Raw genomic sequence first — 20,927 nt, 5'->3', positions numbered from 1 at the left:
GGCCAAGACTACGTCGACTTCGCTGCTCGAGCGCGGGCGCTGAACCTGTCGGCCAGGAGCTACGGCCGACGGCGGGTGGTGTATCCGCGAAGTCCGTTGAGCGGCAACTCGTGTTCTGCGATGTCCTCGTCCTCGGGTGCTTCGAGGCCGCCGCTCGGCTCGGCATCGGCATCCGTTGGCTCCGCTGAATCGCCCTGTGTCTCGGCGGGATCGGATCCGTCGAGCTCGGCAGCCTCGACGCTGTCCGCGGCGTCGTCCTGTGCGACCTTCTCGTCGGCTCCCCCGATCCGGTCCGTGGCCGCTCTCGTGCTGTTCGTGACTTCGCCGACCTCGGAGGCTGAGTCGCTGCCCGCCCCCGCGTCGCGCGCCCGCTCGGACGCATCGGTCGCTGCGTCCTGTGCGGGTGTGGATCCGTTGGTCATCGCCGAGCGGCTCGATGCCGAAGACTCGACCGGCCGAGACTCGCCATTGGAGCCGTTGGAACGACCGGCACCGTTGGTAGCAGCCGCACCGTTGGTCATTCCGGAGCCGTTCGTCATTGCCGAGCCGTTGGTAGGTCCCGATCCGTTCTTGGCTCCGGCTCCGTTGGTGGTTCCGGAACCGTTGGTCGTCTGCGGTGCCGATCCTTCGCGGTCGCCTCCCCGGGCTTCCGATGCGGCCGGCTCGTCGGCGGGTATGTCGATGCGCGGCATGGTCCACAGAGACAGCACCGACTCGTGGCGCGCGGGTGAGTCTGCGTACGTGGACGTTTCGAAGGCGCCGGAATCGTCGAACTGCGAGGACTCCAGCGGGACCGGGGTCCAGGCCTCGTCCGAACTCTCGAGACCCTCCACGACAACACTGTTGGGCTTGATTCCCAGACGAGCCAACGTGGCCCAGAGGCTTTCCAACGCCGCGTCGCGGTCCAGGTAGTACTCGGATTCGCGCACCCGCCAGAAGGTCCAACCGCACCGCTTGAGCTCCTGCTCGCGCTGCAGATCCGCCAACCGCTGAGCGGGGGTCGACAGGAACGTGTCACCGTCGCACTCGACGGCGAGACGCGAGGAGTCGCCGGTCACGACCAGGGCCAGACGCCTGTTGTTCACCTCCACACCAGGATTGACGTGAAAACCTCGCTCGACGAGGTCGTTCCACAACTGCTGCTCGAGCAACGTCTCGAAGGGTGCCTTCCGGACCTCGCGCGAGACATCGACCGGCATCGGATCGGCCGGAGCGGGCGAGACGGAAGTGATGTAACTCAGCAACGAGTTGCGCAGGTCCGCTCGCTTGAGACGATCGACCGTCACCGAGTGGAAGAGCCACAGCTGATCCTGTGCCCGCGACGCTGCCACGTTGAACCGCCGCTTGTACTGATTGGCGGTGAGGGTGGCGAAATTCTGATCGGGTGCCACCACCATCGACAGAAACACGACGTTGCGTTCGTCGCCCTGGAAGTCCGGCGGCGTACCGACACGAAGCCGACGCTGTTCCCACTGTTCGATGCCGATCCGCTTGATCAACTCGTTGCGAATCTCGTCGACCTGCGATTGGCCTTGCAGCACAACCACTCCGAAGGTCAGGTTGTCGTACGCGGAGTCCTCGAGGCAATCGGCGATCTGGTCGGCGATCGCGATGGCCTCGGTACGGTTGACCAGTGACGCGTTCTTTCCGGTCACCGTCGCGCCGCGAACGTACGTGTGCCGCAACGGCGGTAGCCGATCCGCACCGAACTGCCGCACGGGAACGAGCGGGGAGTCTCCGTAGAACTGCTGACTCGACCAGTTGATGATCTCGGGCATCGAGCGGAAGTGCTCACGCAACCGCACCACCTGACCGAATCTGGTGCGCAGCATGGAGAACAGGCTCGACCTCGGGGTCAGCGTGGCACGCACGTGTTCGGGTAGATCGGGCAGATAGACGTCCAACCGATCGAACACGTCCTCGAGTGTGCCGGCCTGCGGGACGTCCGCCGGGGCGCACTGCCTGTCGTCGCCCACCACGATCACGCGAGGTGCGAGGTACAGCAGGAAGAGACTGGTGATGTCGGCCTGACTCGCCTCGTCGACGATCACGACGTCGAAACTGCCCGGCACCGGCGGAATCGATGCCAGCACCTGGGAGAGTGGCATGACCCAGGCGGGCACCGCACTCTGCGCCTCACGCATCGCCGATCGTGCTGCACTGCGGTAGGTTTCGGCGTACTTTCCGGCTCCTGAGCCGATGCTGGAGATGTGCTCGCGGTAGGTCTGCAGCGCACGCACCTCGACGGCGGTCATTCGTTGGAGACTGTTGCGCCAGGCACTGGCTGCGGCGAGACGCGTTGTGAGATAAGCGATGTCGGTATCGGCGGCCGCGAGCTCAGCTTCCAGTTGCTGCTCGAGACCACCGTGGTGCTGCTCACCGACCCACTCGCGTGCCCGACGCCACGCCCAGGCCTTCGACATCTGCCAGCTCAGCTCGTCCCATTCGACATCGCCTGCGGTGTCCCTGACCAGGTCGAACAATGCGGGCGCTACCTCGGACAGCGACGCCGACATCGATTCGAGCAGAAGCTGATCCTCCTGCTCGGTACACGCCTGTGAATAGGCGGCAACGGCGGCAGCCAATTCCAAGGGATCCGCAGTGCTCAACGCACTCACCAGATTCGAGCCCTCGGGCGACGGCCCGGCATCGATGCGAGTGGCAACCGCGAACTGCAGGGCGTCGAGCTCGGCGCGTGCTGCATCGATGTCGATGCGCGTGGCGATGGCGTCGGCGGCCCCGGCGATCTCCTGAGCTTCGGCCAGGCTCCGAATCCACGGTGCTGCAGGCGAAATGGTGTACAGCCGGTGCACCAGGGCGTCACGGGCGGCGACGACTGCAGACACCAGACCGAGCCGGTCGGCGATCCGCGCCACGTTGTTGACGCGAATCGAACGCGTGCCGTCGAGCGGAACGACGATCGTGAGGTCGGCCAGCAGCACCGCTGCGGTCTGCACGGTCTCGAGCGCGCGAATGTGTTCGGCCACCAGACGCGCGGCCATCGCCGTCGTCGCGGGTTGCCCGTCGACCGAGGCGACGATATCGAGAGCCTCGACGGCCTTCTGCTCCTCGCTGCGTCGGAACCGGGGCTTCCACTCGACCCCCGACTCCAGCGCGCCGGCGAACGCATCCATCGCCGTGAGTGCCGCAGGCGAGATCGACGAGCACTGCACATCGTGCGCACCGACGTAGCGATCGGACGCAGCTGCCGTCTCGACCATCGCGTCGATTCCGCTGACCCGAGACCACAGGTGGGCGGCCTCGCCGGACAGCACGGAATCGGTCAGTCGTGGGTAGGAGCCGTCGAGCTCGACGACCGCTCGCACTCGGGCGGCGAGCTCCTCGCACAGTTGCCTGATCTCCGAGGACACGGCGGGTTCGACGCCGTCGAGCAATGCCACGAGGTCCGCGGCCTGGGGCGAGAGAGTGTCGATCGGTGCACCTGCGCGCTGGCAGAGCGACGCGAGTTCGGCCGAATTCGGCAGCATGGTTTCCGGACGCGGCAGCACCTGGCGCGAGCGAAGTTCGCGAGTGCCGTCGGAGCCGGCGATGAGCTTGCGAAGCTGATCGACCTGGGCACCGTCGAGGGGTGGTCGATCGGCGAGCAGCGGGCCGGGCAGCCACTCGTGGGCACCTTCGGCCGCTTTGACCTTGCGCACGATGGACGACACCGTGCCGTCGTATCCATCGGAAACATATTCGTGCACAACAGTTTCGGACTCGCGCAGCGCGCTGACACGATCGAGCAGCTCGGCCCGCCGGGCCAGAGCCGAGCCGCGCTGCGTCGTCAGCGCCTCGATCTTCTGCACCTCGCTGGCCTCGTCGAACGAGGTCTTGCGCTCGGCGATCTTCGCGACGCTGCGATTGAGCTCGTCCGAACCACCGCGCGAGAGGTCGGTGATGGACACGCAGAGCTCCTGCAGCTCCGGCGGGAGCTTGTCGCGCAGCACGCGCAAAGCTTGTGACTTTTCACTAGTGACCAGAACCCGTTGACCGCGCGCCAACAGCCCGGACATGAGGTTGGCGATCGTGTGGGTCTTGCCCGTTCCGGGCGGCCCCTCGACCACGACGCCACTGTCACGCCCCAGCCGTTCGATGATCTGCGACTGCTCGGCGTTGGCCGGCAGCGGAAACAGCGGGTCCTCCGCCAGTGCCGCCGACTCCCCCGCCCCCGTGCGTTCGAGCCACGCCATCCGATCTGCCGGCTCGATGGCATCGACCAGTTGCGCGAGCCCGAGCGGTACCGGGGAGTCGGCGAACTCGAGGTCGGCGATCATCTGCTCGTAGTACTCGACCAGCGCGAACGAGTCCCGAACGCGGAGAACGAGGGCGGGTGAGACGGTCAGCGTGCGGTCGTCGTCGATGTAGGCGAGAGCCCCGGGCGGACCGAGACGATCGAGCACCTCGATCTCGTGCCGTGGCACCCGCGCGGCCCAGTTCCTCAGGAACTGTTCGACGCCGGCTCCGATGGGCGAGGTGACGGTGTCGTGCAGTTCTTGGGCCAGAGCGACCGAGCCGGAGGTGTCGAATTCGTCCGAACCGGTCAGCAGCTGACCGTCCTCGAGCCGCGGGGTGGTGCTCGCAGCGAGGCGAACCAGCAGGTCACCGGTGCGCACGTCCCGTTCGATGCTGGCCGACTGCGTGATCAGGTGAGTGCGCACGCTGCGCTGCGGATCGGTGTTGCTCGACGTCAGCAGCCCCGAGGCCACCACGAGTTCGATCGACTCGGGTCGCGACGCGAGCTCCTGCATCATCAGCTGCAGAGCCTGGTACAGAGCGGCCTGCGGTCGCCGATCCCGATCCTCCTGCGCCCATTCCTTCCAGGATTCCGAGTACTCCTCGAAGGCCTGCTTGATCTCGTAGGCCTTGCGGATGTCGAAGTCGGCATCGGACTCCTGCGCCTCCGCTCGACGGCGGGACGTCACCGATGATGCGTCGGCCAGCTCGAGTTCGCGATAGCGGCTGTCTGCAACGACCTGGGGATCGAGCCAACCCGACAGCAGCGCCGGCGGCACGGGCGGGTCGTCGACCGCGATGCGCGGCGCGCGGAGCACTACACCACCCTGCTTGGCCCGTGGGTCGAGCTGCATGGGAACGTCCCCGGCATGCACCCACTCGACCTGCACGTGGTCGTCGAAACGCAGCACCGGGTTCGAACGCGCCTCGACGATTTCGCGAAGGAAGCGCAGCAGGCGTTGAACCCTGCTCTTGAGCTCGTCGTCGTGTTCACGACCGGTAGCCGTCACAGTTTCCCCACAAAGTACTCGAATGGTCGTCCTAAACAGGGACGGTGTTTGCACACCCGGGCCACACTAGCCGTTGAAAACCAGTTGTTCATCGCGTCCTGAGCACACAAAATACGTTCTAGTGCTGGGTCACAAAGACCCACTTCGGTCGCTGGATTCCCTACAGCGGACCGACCCGCCCTGCCCACGGGTTCTCACCCGGCCGACCACGACAGGAGCCGAATGCGCAAGCTGGTCTACTACATCGCCGTCACCCTCGACGGGTTCATCGCTGCACCGGACGGTAGCTACGACTGTTTCGTGTCCGAAGGCGATCATCTCGACGCCATCGTGGCAGAGCTGCCCGAGACGTTGCCGGTCCACGTGCGGTCCATGTTCGGCCTGGACGGTCCGCCCGCTCGATTCGACACCCTCGTCATGGGCCGTGAGACGTTGCAACCGGCGCTCGACGTCGGGATCGCCAGCCCCTATCCCCACCTGCGCCAGTACGTCTTCTCTCGCACCCTCGCCCCGTCGGACGATCCGACTCTCACGGTGGTGCACGAGGATCCGCTCGGACTTGTCAGGAGCCTCAAAGCCGAGGAGTCCGAGCTCGACGTCTGGATCTGTGGCGGCGGAAACCTGGCCGGTCAACTGCTGCCCGAGATCGACGAGCTGTTCCTCAAGGTCAACCCCGTCGTACTCGGCAAGGGCATCGGCCTGTTCTCGTCCGGCATCGGTCCCGATCCGTTCCCGGCGCAGCTGTTCGAGCACCTCGAATCACGCCAGTTCGACAGCGGGGTGAGATTCACCCGGTTCATCCGCCCGGACGCTCGCCGGCGATGACGTATAAAGACTGAATGCCTGCCGCGCCGGAGCCAGACCGTGAGCTGCCGAATCGGGAGCTGCCGACCACACCGCGCGGACTGAGGACCCGATCCTCGCTCGTGGCGGCCGCCCGTCGAGTCTTCGAGGACAGCGGCTACCTCGACTCCCGACTGATCGACATCACCCGCGCCGCTCGATGCTCCGCCGGCACCTTCTACACCTATTTCACCAGCAAGGAAGAGATCCTGGCCGCGGTGCTCGAGCAGGCCAGGGACGACATGCTGCATCCCGGGACCGAACGAGTGGACCCACACGACGATCCGGTCGCCGTGATCGCCGCGAGCAACCGTGCGTACTTCGAGGCCTACCGACGCAACGCGAAGCTGATGGCGCTGCTCGAGCAGGTCTCGAACATCGATCCCGAGTTCCGACGCCTCCGCCGTGAACGCGCCGATGCCTTCGTCAGGCGCAACGCCCGCAGCATCGAGAGCCTGCAGAGCCGCGGTCTGGCCGACGCGGAGCTCGATCCCCTGCTGGCCTCCCGCGCACTGTCCTCGATGATCAGCAGGCTCGCGTTCAATCACTTCGTCGTCGACGCCGCAGACGGCCACCCACCCGCGGACTCCGAGGATCTGCTCGCGACGGCGACGAGGCTGTGGGTCAACGCGCTGCGACTGCCGCGGATGAGCGAGGGTGACAGGTGAGGGAGACCGCACTCGTCGAGGAGCGAGGCAACTCGAGCCGATCGGCTCGAGTTGTACCCGCCGGTAATGTACTCGCCGGTAGCAACGCAGGGCGTCGAATGGCGAATTACGCCTCGCGCCAACGCTACTCGCGAGTACGTTTGCGGGGCGAACGGAAATCGACAGCGAGTTCGCAGCCAAAGTGGTTGCCACAGAATATGATTCACTTGTTGGTGATCAATCACACTCACGCCGAACGCCGTTGGCGGTGCGCAGGGCCTCATTACCGTTAGAATGAGCCGATCGGAGTGCCGCATGGTGAACGAGAAAATGACATGCCCGGCACCAATCCACGTTCCATCGAGTGCACCGACGCGGTGCGCCCACACCGAGCGAAGAGAGATACGTTGTTCAAGCGGATTGCAGTAGTCAACCGAGGCGAGGCAGCAGTACGGCTGATCCGAGCCGTACGAGAGCTCAACGCCGAACACGATTACGGCATCCGCACCGTAGCGCTGCACACCGAGGCGGAGAAGCGGGCCATGTTCGTCCGCCAGGCCGACGAAGCGGTCACGCTGCGCAAGCCCGCGACCGGATCGGCCTACCTCGACTACGGCGTCCTCGAGGCCGCGCTGGTCGAGTCCGGTGCCGATGCGGTGTGGGTCGGCTGGGGCTTCGTCGCCGAGGACCCGACGTTCGCCGATCTCGTCGCCCGCCTGAACATCACCTTCATCGGCCCATCGGCCGACGCGATGCGTCTGCTCGGCGACAAGGTCGAAGCCAAGATCCTCGCCGAGAAGGTCGGCGTACCCGTCGCACCGTGGTCCGGCGGCCCCGTCGAGACCCGCGCCGACGCCCGCCGTCACGCAGCGGCGATCGGCTACCCGCTGATCATCAAGGCCCGCTCCGGCGGCGGTGGCCGCGGTATCCGCAAGGTCTTCCACGAAGACGAACTCGAACTCTCCCTCGAACGCACCCAAGGTGAGGCCGAGCGCTCGTTCGGCGACCCCGTCGTCTTCCTCGAACGGCTCGTCACCGACGCCCGCCACGTCGAGGTTCAGGTGATCGCCGACAGCCACGGCAACGTCTGGGCCCCGGGCGTGCGCGACTGCTCCATCCAGCGCCGCAACCAGAAGGTCATCGAAGAATCCAGCTCGCCGCTGCTCACCAAGGAGCAGGCCGACCAGCTCCGGACCGCCTCGGCCGAGCTCGTCAAGGCCGCCGGCTACCAGGGCGCGGGCACCGTCGAGTACCTGTACCAGCCCGAGCAGAAGATCTTCACCTTCCTCGAGGTCAACACCCGCCTCCAGGTCGAGCACCCCATCACCGAGTACACCACCGGCATCGACCTGGTGAAGCTGCAGATCCTCGTCGCCGACGGCCAGGCACTGCCCGGTGAATGCCCCACAGAGTTCGGCCACGCCGTCGAAGCTCGCCTCAACGCCGAGGATGCCGACAACGGCTTTGCGCCGGCTCCCGGCACCGTCGAGCTGCTCAAGTTCCCCCTCGGCACCGGCATCCGCGTCGACACCGGCATCGCCCAGGGCGACGTGATTCCACCCGACTACGACTCGATGGTCGCCAAGGTCATCGCCTGGGGCCGCGACCGCAGCGAGGCTCTGGCGAGATTGCGCAACGCGTTGCGCGAGACCACCGTCGTCATCGACGGCGGCACCACCACCAAGTCCTTCCTGCTGAGCCTGCTCGACCGCGAGGAAGTCATCTCCGCCTCCGCCGACACCGGCTGGCTCGACCGCACCGAAGCCGGCTCCCAAGTGGGCCCGACGGCCGTTGCCGACATCGCCATCGTCGCCGCAGCCATCGACGCCTACGACGCCGAGGAAGCCCGCGAGCGCACCGCGTTCCTCAACTCCGCACGCGGCGGCCGGCCACGCGCAACGCACGCCATCGGCCGGACGGTCGAGCTGAACTACCAGGGTCAGGCCTACAAGCTCGAGGTCGGCCAAACCGGCACGCATCGCTACATCATCGACGGCGACGGCATCGGCGATCTCCAGGTCGACGTCGAACGCCTCGGTACGTACGAGAGCCGTCTGGTCATCGGCGACCGCCGCTACCAGGTGGTCACCGTCGCCGGAGCTGCGCACTTCCTCGTCGAGGTCGACGGCATCAGCCACCAGATCTCGCAGGACGAGGCCGGGTTGGTGCGCGCACCAGCTCCCGCCGTCGTCGTGGCCGTGCCCGTTGCCGTCGGCGACGAGGTCGAAGCGGGACAGACCCTGGTCGTCCTCGAATCGATGAAGATGGAAACCGCCGTCCGGTCCCCCTACGCGGGCACCGTGCGTGAAGTACTGGCCTCGGTCAACGGACAGGTCGACGCCGGAGCGGCACTGCTGCGCGTCGATCAGGCCGGTGAGCAGAAGGTCTCCGAGCAGGCACCGCGCGTGCAGTTCCGCGGTATCGACGACGCCGCGCAGCGCTCGCCGCAGCGCCGGGCACTGGACCGACTCGACGAACTCGCCGCCCTCATCACCGGCTTCGACGTCAGCGGAGCCCGCGCCCGAAACCTGTTGTCCACCTACGAGACCCTGCGTGCCGATGTGCCACGCAACGATTCGGGACTGGTCTCCGCCGAGCTGGCTCTGCTGAACACGTTCGCCGACATCTGCGAGCTCTCCCGCAACCGTCCGACGATGGACGAAGAGAGCACCGACGAACGCGTCCACTCCCCTCGCGAGCACTTCCACTCGTTCCTGCACTCGCTCGACGCAGACGTTCAGGGGCTCCCGGAGTCGTTCCGCGCCAAGCTCACTCGTGCACTCGCCCACTACGACGCCGCCCTCGACGAGGGCCGTACCCCCGAGCTCGAAGAGGCCGTCTACCGCGTCTTCCTGGCACTGCAGCGCATGGAGAACCAGGTTCCGGTCATCGCGGCCCTGCTCGGCCATTGGCTCAGCGACTGCTCGGCGCAGCCCGAAGCCACCCCGGCCATGGCCGAGGTGCTCGAGCGCCTCATCGGTGCCACCCAGGCCCGCTACCCCGTCATCGGCGACGTCGCCCGCAACCTGCGCTTCCGACTGTTCGACGAGCCACAGATCCGCAGTGCACGCGAGAAGATCTACGACGGTGTCCGCGGCAGCCTGCAGTACCTCGCCGAGAACCCCGACGCTGCCGACTACTCGGCCCGCATCGCAGCTCTCGTCGCCACCCCGGAACCGTTGATCGAGCTGCTGGCACAGCGGATCACCGATCCCGGTGCCCTGCTCGAAGTGATCACTCGGCAGTACTACGAGATCCGCACCCTCGAAGACGTCAAGGCTTTCGACCGCGACGGCAGGCACTTCGTCACCGGCAACTTCGAGCTCTCGGGCGAACGGCTGCATCTGGTTTCCACCGCAACCGATTTCGACTCGCTGGCAGCGACTCTGGATTCGGTCGACGACATCGCCGGACCGGCACCGGAGAACCTGGCCGTCGACCTCTACCTGTCCTGGCCCGACGCTCCGACCGACGGCGACGAGCTCTCGGCCCAGCTTCAGGCCGTCCTCGCCGCGCACCCGGGCACCGGCCGCTGGCGTCGCGTCACGGTGACGGCCTTCGGTTCCGCCGCTCGAAAGATGACCTACCGTCGCACCACGGTCGAGGGATCCGAGCCTCTCGCCGAGGACACGATCATCCGGGACATGCACCCGCTGACCGGTCAACGACTCGACCTGTGGCGACTGAAGAACTTCGACGGAGTTCGCTTGCCCGCCAGCGCCGGAACGTACCTGTTCCACCTGACGTCGAAGGCCAACCCCTCCGACGAGCGACTGGTTGCCCTGGCCGAGATCCGTGGCGTCACAACACAGTTGGACGACGCCGGAAACATCGTCGCGGTACCCGAGATCGAACGCACCGTCGCGGCCTGCCTCGACGGCATCCGCCGCGCTCAGGCCGGGCGTGGCAAGAAGAGACTCGACGCCAACCGCGTCGTGCTCTACGTCTGGCCGGTACTCAACGTGCCCGCCGACCGCATCGCCACCATCGCCCGGCACATCGCGCCGCTGACGATCGGCGCGGGCCTCGAAGAAATCACCCTCATCGCACGTCTCGCCGAAACACCGGGCGCAACGCCACGCGAGGTTGCGTTGCGTCTGTCGTACCGATCCGGTGCAGGCATCGTCGCCAAGGTGACCCCGCCGCCGACCGAGCCGATGCGTCCGCTCGACGAATACACCCAGAAGGTCCAGCGGTCTCAGGCCCGCGGCACCGTGTACCCGTACGAGCTGATTCCGTTGCTCAGCAGCAACGGTGGCACGTTCACCGAGTACGACTTCGACGCCGACGGCGTGCTCGCACCGGTCGACCGTCCCTACGGCCGCAACACCGCAGGCGTCATCGTCGGCGTGGCGACCACACCCACCGCCAAGTACCCCGAGGGCATCACCCGCGTCGCACTGTTCGGCGACCCGACCAAGGCACTGGGCACCGTCGCCGAGGCCGAGTGCTCGCGGATCGTCGCAGCCATCGACCTCGCCGAGCAACTCGGCGCACCTGTCGAATGGTTCGCATTGTCCTCCGGTGCAACGATTTCCATGGAATCGGGCACCGAGAACATGGACTGGGTCTCGCGCGGACTGCGTCGGATCATCACCTTCACCCAGGCCGGCGGTGAGATCAACATCGTGGTCGCGGGCATCAACGTCGGCGCGCAGCCGTACTGGAACGCCGAAGCCACCATGCTCACCCACACCAAGGGCATCCTGGTGATGACCCCCGACAGTGCGATGGTGCTCACCGGAAAGCAGTCCCTGGACTACTCCGGCGGCGTCTCGGCCGAGGACAACTTCGGCATCGGCGGCTACGACCGCGTCATGGGCCCCAACGGCCAGGCGCAGTACTGGGCACCGAACCTGCGGGCCGCGTGCGACATCCTGTTCGCGCACTACGACCACGCGTATGCCGCACCGGGAGAACGCTTCCCGCGCCGCGCAGCCACCGCAGACCCGACCGAACGCGACGTGCGTACCTACCCGCACGTGCACCCGTCGAGCGACTTCACCACCGTCGGCGACATCTTCTCCTCGGTCACCAACCCGGACCGCAAGAAGCCGTTCGACATTCGCACCGTGATGCGCGCGGTGGTGGACCAGGACCACTCGGTACTCGAGCGGTGGGCCGACATGGCCGACGCCGACACCTCCGTGGTATTCGACGCCCACCTCGCCGGAATCCCGGTGTCCGTCATCGGTATCGAATCGCGGGCCATCCCCCGCAAGGGCTGGTTCCCCTCCGACGGCCCCGATCAATGGACCTCGGGAACCCTGTTCCCGAACTCGTCGAAGAAGACCGCACGCGCCATCAACGCCGCCAGCGGAAGCCGGCCGATCGTGGTGCTGGCCAACCTCTCCGGCTTCGACGGATCACCGGAATCGCTGCGCAACATCCAGCTCGAATACGGAGCAGAGATCGGCCGCGCCATCGTCAACTTCGACGGACCGGTCGTGTTCTGTGTCGTATCGCGTTACCACGGAGGCGCTTTCGTGGTGTTCTCCGGAGCGCTCAACGACAACATGGAGGTCCTCGCCGTCGAGGGCTCTTTCGCCTCCGTGCTCGGCGGTGCCCCGGCAGCAGCAGTGGTCTTCACCCGCGACGTCAACGCCCGCACCGCAGCGGACCCGACCGTCAAGGAGCTCGAGACTGCACTGAACACCGCCGAGGACGACGCCACCCGCTCGGCCCTGCGCGTCGAGCTGGCCACCGTGCGAGCGAACGCCCGCAACGCCAAACTGGGTGAAGTGGCAGCCGAATTCGAGGCCATCCACAACATCCAGCGTGCGCAGAACGTCGGATCGGTGCACCACATCGTCCCCGCCGCAGAACTGCGCCCGCAGCTGGTCGCAGCCATCGAACGCGGAATGGCGCGGTCGCTGGCGAAGTAGGGCCTGGGCTCGCTCAACGCAAACGCGCGCGCGTTTGCTGGGTGCTCGCGGAATGGTTACCTGTTCCGCGAGCGTCTGGCGAATGCGCGCGCGTTTGTCGGTTCGGTCGTGTGGCTCAGGCCGAGCGCTACCAGTAGGTCACGTCTGTGGCGACGACACCGGTGCATTGACCGGTGAAGATGGTCACCGCGCAGGCCTCCCAGAGCCGCGACAGCATGTCGAAACCACCCAACGCACTGCTCGAGCTACCAGTGCTCGCGCTTCCGGTATCGGCCACCGCGACTGCCGGCGACGCAATGGCGATAGCGGCAGCCCCCAACACAACAGCAATACGACGCTTCACGCTGTTCTCCTCTTCTCCTCCATCGGACATGGTTCGCTCGACACGCTAACCTCGCGTCCCCATTGTCGCAATCGTCCGAACGAACGATGCGGGCCGTCAGGCTTGGAGGGTTCGAGCACTGACGAAGCGGCGGGGCTCACCGGTGAGCGGGTCCGTGAAATTCAGAGCCCGGGCGAGAAGTTGCAACGGCCGGGTGAAGTCGTCGGCCGGGATGGAAGAGAACTTCGGATAGTACGGGTCGTTCACGATGGGAATCCCCAACGACGACAGATGGATTCGCAGCTGATGGGTCTTGCCCGACTTGGGAAAGAGTCGATATCGGGCGGACGTGCCGAACGTGTCGACCAGTTCGATCAGAGTCTCACTGTTCGGCTCCCCCGGCTCCTCGTATGCCGTCATGACCCCGTGTTCTTTGAGGATTCGACTACGCACTATGCGCGGGAACTCCAGCGCTGCATCGAACCCCGCAACTGCCTCGTATTCCTTGGTGACGTTGCGCGAGGAGAAGAGTTCCTGATACGGCCGTCGGGCATGCTTGGTCTTGGTGAAGAGCAACACCCCGGCGGTGGCGCGATCGAGTCGGTGCGCGGGCGTCAGGTCAGGGCAATCGAATTGCCTACGCAGCCGTACCGTCGCGGTTTCGGTGACGTGCCTGCCACGCGGAATGGTGGCGAGGAAGTGCGGCTTGTCGACCACCAGCAGATCCTCGTCCTCGTGCAGGATGCCGATCTCGAACGGAACCGGAACCTCCTGTGCGGGAACGCGATAGAAGTACACCTGACTACCGGCGCGGTACCGCGTCGCGTCGGAAATGGGCCTGCTCTTCTCGTCGACCACTTCGGCGTCGCGCATGGCCCGTCGCCAGTCGTCCTCGGGCATCTCACGTTCCAGATACTCGACGATGGTGGTAGCCGAATCACCATGCGGCAACAGCAGTCTCAGTGGAGCGAGACCGTCCCGGAAGGGCAGCATTTCTCTACGCGCAGTCGAGACAGATCAACCGCAGACCGCGGCCGGCGTCGCCGTCGAAGTCCTGGTAGCGGGATGTCGGGTTGCCGCAGGCACTGCAGCGACCGATGACGGCGGTGTGGTCGGAGAAGTTCTGCGCCATCCGTTTGTCGAAGACGAACAGCGAACCCTCCCAGAGCGCGTCGTCGCCGAAAGTCTCTGCGTACCGGACGATTCCGCCGTCGAGCTGATACACCTCCTCGAACCCGCGCGCGACCATCAGCGACGACAGCACCTCGCACCGCACTCCCCCGGTGCAGTACGTGACCACCGGGGACTGCTTCAGATGGTCGTAGGCACCGGAGTCGAGTTGGGAGACGAAGTCTCTGGTTGTCTCGACGTCGGGCACCACTGCGTTCTTGAACTTGCCGATCTGGGCCTCGAAGGCGTTGCGGCCGTCGAAGAAAACGACGTCGTCGCCGCGGGAATCGACGAGGTCGTGCACCTGCTGCGGGCTCAGGTGAGTGCCGCCGCCGACCACTCCGTCGGCGTCGACCTTCAACTCGCCCGGCGCACCGAACGTGACGATCTCGTCGCGCACCCGCACGCTCAGGCGCGGGAAATCGTTGCCGAGTCCATCGGACCACTTGATGTCGGCCGACTTGAACGCCGGATAGCTGCGAGTGCCGCGCACGTACCGTTTGACGTCGTCGACGTCACCGCCGACCGTCGCGTTGATGCCGTGTTCGGAGATCAGGATGCGTCCGGTCAGGTTGTTGGACGCGGCCAGCGTCTGCTGCCACAACCGGATCGCTTCGGGATCGGGTAGCGGAGTGAACACGTAGAACAGGACGATTTTCGGTACAGCCACACGGACCAGTATGGCGCGTTGTCAGGCAGGCGGTGCCGCCGCCCGGACGCGCTGGGTGCCCGAGTCGACCGTGAAGCCCGCTCCCCAGTACACGCCGGTCTGCGGATCCTCCTTGGCGGTGAGGAACCAGTGATCCATCCGAGCCGCCGTCCGGGTGACCTCGAAGACGCCGAAACCGTGACTGTCGAGGTCCACGAACTTCACGTGCTGGTTGAGCGCCTTGAACGCCTCCTCGGCGACCCGGCCCAGCGTGTGCGGCGGAGTACGCGTCAGGTCGTCGATGTTGGCCGAGCTCACCGAGGTGACGACGAGCTCGGTGGCAGCGGGCTCCGTCGTTGCATAGTGCGCCGCGTCGAGCGGCACCTCGCAGGCCCAGGCCGAATGGATGTCGCCGGTGATGAACACGGTGTTGTCGACACCTGCGTCCACGATGGCACCGAGCAGCTTGCGGCGGTCGGCGGTGTAGCCGTCCCACGGATCGGCGTTGTAGGGCAGACCGCCCTCCGGGATCCCGAGAAGCGAGGTGACGGCCCGGGCTGCGTCCCGATCGAGCGGCGGGATGAGAGTGGGCGTGATCATCACCGGGTTGCCGACGACCTTCCACTGCGTCGGCGACGAGACGATGCCGTCGGTGAGCCATTGCATCTGCTCCGCGCCGGTGATGGTCCGGTTGGGAGAATCGACCTCGGGCCCGTTGAACGGCAACACCTGCTGCGAGCGATAGGTACGCAGATCCAGCATCGAGAGCTCGAGCAGGTTGCCGAACCGGAGCCGACGGTAGAGGTGACGGTTGGTCGCCGTGCCTGCCGCGCGCACCGGCATCCACTCGTAGTACGCCTGCTCGGAATTCGCCTTGCGAGTGGACCAGTCGCCCTCGGTGCCCGGGGTGTGATTCTGCGCGCCGGTGTCGTAGGCATCGTTGGCGGATTCGTGGTCGTCCCACGTGCAGATCCAGGGCACACCCATGTGCGCGGCCTGCAGATCGGGATCGGACTTGTACTGGCCGTGACGCTGACGGTAATCGGCGAGCGTGACGATCTCGTGGGTGGGCGAATGTTGCCGGATCACGCCGTCACGGCCCGGGAATCCGCCCGTCTCGTACTCGTAGATGTAGTCGCCGAGATGGACGATGGCGTCCAGATCGCCCCGCGCGGCCAGATGCCGGTAAGCACCGAAGTAGCCCGACTCCCAGTTGGAGCACGAGACGACGCCGAAGCGCATCGCGTCGACGTCGGCATCGTTGCGCGGAGCGGTGTGCGTGGTCCCGACGGCCGATGCCGCCTCGCTCGTCCGGAAATCGTAGAAGTACGTCGTGTCTGCAGCCAGGCCGTCGACGTCGACCTTCACGGTGTGGTCGGCGTCGGGACCGGTTACGACGGTTCCGGAGGAGACCACGTCCCCCATGTCTGCACTGCGGGAAATCCGCCACGTCACCGATACCTTCGGTCCGGCGCCGGAGCCCGGGGTGGCGTCGGGCGTGGGGGTGACGCGGGTCCAGAGAACGATCGCGTCGGGCAACGGATCTCCCGATGCGACCCCGTGCAGGAAGCCGCGGTCGCTGCCCTGCGCGTGTGCGGTCGCCGGCAGTGTCGTGGCGACTCCGGCCACTGCGACGGCCACCGACGACGAGCGAAGAAACGTCCTTCTGGAAAGCGCAGAATCAACGTGCATCGGGTCAGTCCATGCGATGGATGGTCGGCGGTCAAGTAAGGCGCACCTGGGTCGGCAACAGTGTTCACCGGACGGCCATGTGCCGGACGCTGGTTTGCCGGACTGGCGGCGGGAGAACACTGGGTGCATGGACGCTCTGTGGTTGTTCGGTGATCAGCTCGGTCCGCACTTTCACTCGGTGGACGAGCATGCCGATCGGGCTGTGCTGATGATCGAGTCCCGGCGCGTGTTCCGGCGTCGTCGATACCACCGGCAGAAGCTGCACCTCGTGTTGTCGGGGATGCGTCATCTGGCCGACGAGCTGGGCGATCGCGTCACCTACCTGCAGACCGAGACGTACCGGGAAGGGTTGGCCGAGTACGGCAAGCCCGTGGTGGTGTTCGAGCCCACCTCCCATGCGGCCGCGAAGTTCGTTGCCGCGTTGCACGAGGAGGGACTGGTCTCGGAGATTTTGCCGACGCCGATGTTCGCGCTTCCCCGCGCCGAGTTCGCGGAATGGGCAGCCGAGCGCGGCACCTTTCGGATGGAGACGTTCTACCGGGAGCAGCGCAAGAAGTTCGGGGTGTTGATGGACGGTTCCGAACCGGTCTCCGGGAAGTGGAACCTGGACGCCGAGAACCAGTCGCCGCCCCCGAAGGGACGCCTGACCCTCGGTGTCGAAGAACCGTGGTGGCCGACCGAGGATGCCATCGACGATCAGGTGCGCGCCGACCTCGACTCCTGGGACCTCGACACCGTCGGAGTGGACGGGCCTCGCGTGTTTGCGGTGACCGCTGACGAGGCGTCGGAGGCGTTGGCGCACTTCGTGAACTATCGATTGGACGACTTCGGCAAATACGAGGACGCGGTGATGGCCGATGACTGGACGATGTCTCACTCGCTGCTGTCGGTGCCGCTGAACCTCGGCCTGCTGCAGCCGTTGGACGTGGCACACGCAGCCGAGGACGCCCACCGCGACGGCACCCCGCTGGCGAGCGTGGAGGGTTTCGTTCGCCAGATCCTCGGCTGGCGCGAGTACGTGTGGCACCTGTACTGGCATCTGGGGCCGGAGTATCTCGAACGCAACAAGCTCGAAGCCCATGAGCCACTGCCGGATTGGCTGCTCCAGTTGGACGGCGACGCCGTGGTGGCGAAATGCCTGTCGTCGACGGTGGACGGCGTGCGCGAGCGCGGCTGGGTGCACCACATCCCCCGACTGATGATTCTGGGAAACTTTGCGCTGCAACACGCCTGGGATCCACGAGCCCTGACCGATTGGTTCGCAACGGCTTTCGTCGACGGGTTCGCCTGGGTGATGCCGGTGAACGTGATCGGCATGAGCCAGCACGCGGACGGCGGAGTGATCGCCACCAAGCCCTACGCCTCGGGCGGGGCGTACCTGAACCGCATGACCGATTACTGCAAACCATGCGAGTTCAACCCGAAGAAGCGACTGGGCGACGACGCCTGCCCGTTCACTGCAGGCTACTGGGCATTCGTGCACCGGCACCGAGAGATGTTGGCGCTCAATCACCGCACGGCGCGGCAGGTGTCGTCGATGAACCGACTGAACGACCTAGAGCAGGTGTTGGAACAGGAACGTCAACGCGAGGTGTACTGACGCGTTGGGTTCTCGAACCGGCAGCCGAATTGGCAGATCAATGGCGCGCAGGTTCGGCGTCGCTGACGACGCCGTCCCGGGCGACTTCGAGGGTCGACGGTCCCTTACCACGACGCACCGACAGGTTCTGAGCCCCGAATACTTAAGCAGGGCAACAGTTTTCGATTCAAGCATGCTTGCCAGTCGAACGCGTGTTCGATACACTTGCTCCCATGACCACGGAGATCTGGCAACTGAGCGAGAGTGAACTCCTCGCCGACTCTGCCGCGGTCTCCCACCGGATCCAGTTGTTGGAGGCCCGGCGGATCGCTCTCGTCGCCGAAATCGACACCCGCGTGAGCCGGGAGAAGCTCGGTTTCCCCGGACCCGCCGGTTGGCTGACCTCCACCACCCTTCTCTCGCCGTCCAAGGCCACCAAGATCGTCGCCCTTGCCCGCGGACTGAAGAACTTCCCCGACATCGCCGACGCCGTCAACACAGGCGTCATGTCCGTCGATCACGCCGCGCTGATCCTCACCTTCGCCGAAACACCACCGAAGGATCTCCCGGAAGAGGGTCGCGATATGGCCCGAGCCGCCTTGATCAAGGCTGCGACAGGGCCCGACGCTCGTACCGGCCGGATCCGTGCAGCGATCACCAGACTCGAGGACGAGTTCGGCGGCAAGACCCCACCACCCGAAAACACCGACCGCAACGAACTCTTCGCCTCCAAGACTTTGAACGGTCGGCTGGTGTTGAAAGGCGATTTCGATGCGATCACCGGCGAGAAGCTGCTCACTGCACTCTCACCGTTGACCGAACCCCACCCCGCGGTCGACGGCAGCCAAGACGATCGCAGCCCCGCCAAGCGCAGAGCCGACGCCTTCGGACACATCCTCGACCAGTATCTCGCCTCGAGCGATCGCCCCATCGAAGGCGGAGAACGCCCGCACCTGAACCTGCACATCAGCCTGCGTGATCTCACCGACCTCCGCGACAGTGCCGACAGCGCCGACGACATCGCCGACGACGAGAACACCCGCGCTGCAGACGAATCCGACAACACCGCGGAGGCGACTGATCCGGTCGACATCAACACCGGAAGCCCCATCACCGCTGACGCAACGACCGAGCCTGGCGGCGACAGTGACAGCGACGAAGCGTCCGGCACCGGCGCAGCCCCAGATCGTGGCGCCTATCGGGACCTGTTCGGCGACGGCACCACAGTCGGGTGGCTGCCCTGGATGGGACCACTCTCCCGCAACACCTCCCGCCAACTCGCCTGCGACTGTGTCCTCACCGCCATCGTCATGGACGAGAACGGCAACCCACTCAACCTCGCCCGCACCGCACGCACCGTCACCGCCAAACAACGCAAAGCCCTCATCGCACGCGATCACGGTTGCGCGTTCCCCGGCTGCGGAAAACCCGCCGCCTGGACCGAAGGACACCATATTTACCATTGGAGTGACGGTGGGCCCACCGACATGAACAACCTCGTCCTACTCTGCGGGTTCCACCACCGACTTCTGCACCACTCCGACTGGGAAGTGTTCATCGGCACCGATGGTCACCCCTGGTTCGTACCACCGGCCACCGTCGACCCGTGCCGACAACCCAGACCATCCCACGCCCGAGCAGGCCCCCACATCGCCTGAGCCTGCCCACACGTCATCCACAAACCACCCCAGCCCCGCACCGAGTACACGGTGCGGGGCTGGAAGCGATTGTCTTACAAATCGATAGGGTCGAATCAGGGATCAGTCATCGCGGTAGTGCCACATCACCTCGAGCACGAGTCGCGTGGCTTCTCCGCTCCGCTCGATCAAGCTATGACGTGCGGGCGTCGAGCTTCGCGACCGCATCGTCGATCATCGGCACGTATCGCTCGAGTGCCCACGGCACCGTCAGCGGATTGATGATGGACGAGCCGGTGACGAACGACTGATCCGTCGGTGCCACGACAGAACCGCGAGACACGGCCGGGATCTGCTTGTACGCAGGCTGATTCTCGGTGTCGGTACGGTTCTGCGGGTCCGAGTAGAAGGTGAAGATCAAGTCGGAATCGTTGAGCAGATTCGCGTTCTCCAAACCGATCACCGCGGAGTCGGTGCCCTCGGTCTCGTCGAGAGTGTTCACCACCGGATCGACCTGCAGCCCGAGCGCGCGGACCATCGCGACGCGCTGCTCGTCGGCGAGGAATACCCCGAGCGTCCCCGGACCGGTGTTGTAGATGTACGAGAAACTCACCCCCGCATATTCGGGGTGCTCGCTGGTGGCGTCGGCGAAGCGGGCCTTGATCTTCTCGATCTCGTCCGCTGCCTTCTGCTCCTCACCCATGGCCTTGCCGATGACGGTGATCTGGTCTTCCCAGGTGATCGTCCACGGCTGCTCCTCGTAGGCGACCACCGGAGCGAACGCGCTGAGCTTGTCGAACTGGTCCTGCGTCACTCCCGACCACGGGGCCAGGATCAGATCAGGTTCGAGGGCAGCAACGGCTTCGATGTTGAGCTCGGTTCCACCGGTGAATTGTTCGGGAAGTTCGGCACCCAACTCGGTGACTGCGTCGTGAACCCACGGCAGATACCCCGAATCGTCGGCACCCCACGAGTACTCCTCGACGCCGACCGGGACGGTCCCCAGTGCGATCGCGGTCTCGGCCGACCCCTGACCGAGAGTCACGATGCGCTCGGGCTTCTCGGTGATGACGGCCTGCCCCAGAGCCGAATCGATGGTGACGGCGGCGAAGTCGCCGCCGTCGGCCCGTTCGGGCTCGGCAGTGTCGGCAGACGAGCACGCCCCGACCACCAGGGCCGACACAGCGAGCACGGACAGCAGGGACGCACGGCGAGTGAAACGTCGACCGGCTGTTGGAGCAGAGAACATGGATACCT

General features: G+C 65.8%; 11 protein-coding genes. 5 read left to right on the top strand and 6 right to left on the bottom strand.

Annotated features, from left to right (window positions below):
* Positions 1-59: 59 nt before the first annotated feature.
* Entirely contained in the window at positions 60-5,246 is a 5,187-nt protein-coding gene (locus AB0366_RS18615) for an AAA domain-containing protein (protein WP_366245174.1), read from the bottom strand.
* A gap of 222 nt (positions 5,247-5,468) precedes the next feature.
* On the opposite strand from AB0366_RS18615, the gene AB0366_RS18610 reads away from it, so the two are divergent.
* From AB0366_RS18610 to AB0366_RS18600, 3 genes are all read left to right on the top strand, one after another.
* Positions 5,469-6,071, top strand: a complete 603-nt coding sequence (locus AB0366_RS18610; protein ID WP_366245172.1) for a dihydrofolate reductase family protein — start codon at positions 5,469-5,471, stop codon at positions 6,069-6,071.
* Positions 6,072-6,085: 14 nt separating this feature from the next.
* On the top strand, positions 6,086-6,757 hold the full coding sequence (locus AB0366_RS18605; RefSeq protein WP_121873190.1) for a TetR/AcrR family transcriptional regulator: 672 nt from the start codon (positions 6,086-6,088) through the stop codon (positions 6,755-6,757).
* A gap of 386 nt (positions 6,758-7,143) precedes the next feature.
* Positions 7,144-12,621: a carboxyl transferase domain-containing protein gene (locus tag AB0366_RS18600; protein ID WP_366245204.1), complete on the top strand. Its 5,478-nt coding sequence runs from the start codon at positions 7,144-7,146 to the stop codon at positions 12,619-12,621.
* 127 nt (positions 12,622-12,748) lie between these two features.
* Here the strand turns inward: AB0366_RS18600 and AB0366_RS18595 are convergent, their stop codons facing one another.
* From AB0366_RS18595 to AB0366_RS18580, 4 genes are all read right to left on the bottom strand, one after another.
* Complete coding sequence (locus tag AB0366_RS18595) at positions 12,749-12,964, bottom strand: hypothetical protein (RefSeq protein WP_366245171.1); 216 nt, start codon at positions 12,962-12,964, stop codon at positions 12,749-12,751.
* A 96-nt stretch (positions 12,965-13,060) separates the two neighbouring features.
* On the bottom strand, positions 13,061-13,936 hold the full coding sequence (locus AB0366_RS18590; protein WP_366245170.1) for a pseudouridine synthase: 876 nt from the start codon (positions 13,934-13,936) through the stop codon (positions 13,061-13,063).
* Between the two features lie 4 nt (positions 13,937-13,940).
* Positions 13,941-14,783, bottom strand: a complete 843-nt coding sequence (locus AB0366_RS18585) for a rhodanese-related sulfurtransferase (RefSeq protein WP_128646512.1) — start codon at positions 14,781-14,783, stop codon at positions 13,941-13,943.
* 21 nt (positions 14,784-14,804) lie between these two features.
* A complete protein-coding gene (locus tag AB0366_RS18580; protein ID WP_366245168.1) occupies positions 14,805-16,403 on the bottom strand; it encodes an alkaline phosphatase D family protein in 1,599 nt (532 codons plus the stop codon).
* A 178-nt stretch (positions 16,404-16,581) separates the two neighbouring features.
* On the opposite strand from AB0366_RS18580, the gene AB0366_RS18575 reads away from it, so the two are divergent.
* Complete coding sequence (locus tag AB0366_RS18575; RefSeq protein WP_366245166.1) at positions 16,582-18,054, top strand: cryptochrome/photolyase family protein; 1,473 nt, start codon at positions 16,582-16,584, stop codon at positions 18,052-18,054.
* Positions 18,055-18,266: 212 nt separating this feature from the next.
* Positions 18,267-19,691 carry a DUF222 domain-containing protein gene (locus tag AB0366_RS18570; RefSeq protein ID WP_366245164.1) on the top strand — a complete coding sequence of 475 codons (1,425 nt, stop codon included), beginning with the start codon at positions 18,267-18,269 and terminating at the stop codon, positions 19,689-19,691.
* 172 nt (positions 19,692-19,863) lie between these two features.
* Here AB0366_RS18570 and AB0366_RS18565 read toward each other — a convergent pair whose 3' ends face one another.
* On the bottom strand, positions 19,864-20,919 hold the full coding sequence (locus AB0366_RS18565) for an iron-siderophore ABC transporter substrate-binding protein (RefSeq protein ID WP_366245162.1): 1,056 nt from the start codon (positions 20,917-20,919) through the stop codon (positions 19,864-19,866).
* Positions 20,920-20,927 lie beyond the last annotated feature (8 nt).

Source organism: Rhodococcus sp. NPDC076796 (genome assembly GCF_040702765.1).
Taxonomy (GTDB): Bacteria; Actinomycetota; Actinomycetes; order Mycobacteriales; family Mycobacteriaceae; genus Rhodococcoides.
This window is presented reverse-complemented; position numbering and strand designations above follow the sequence as displayed.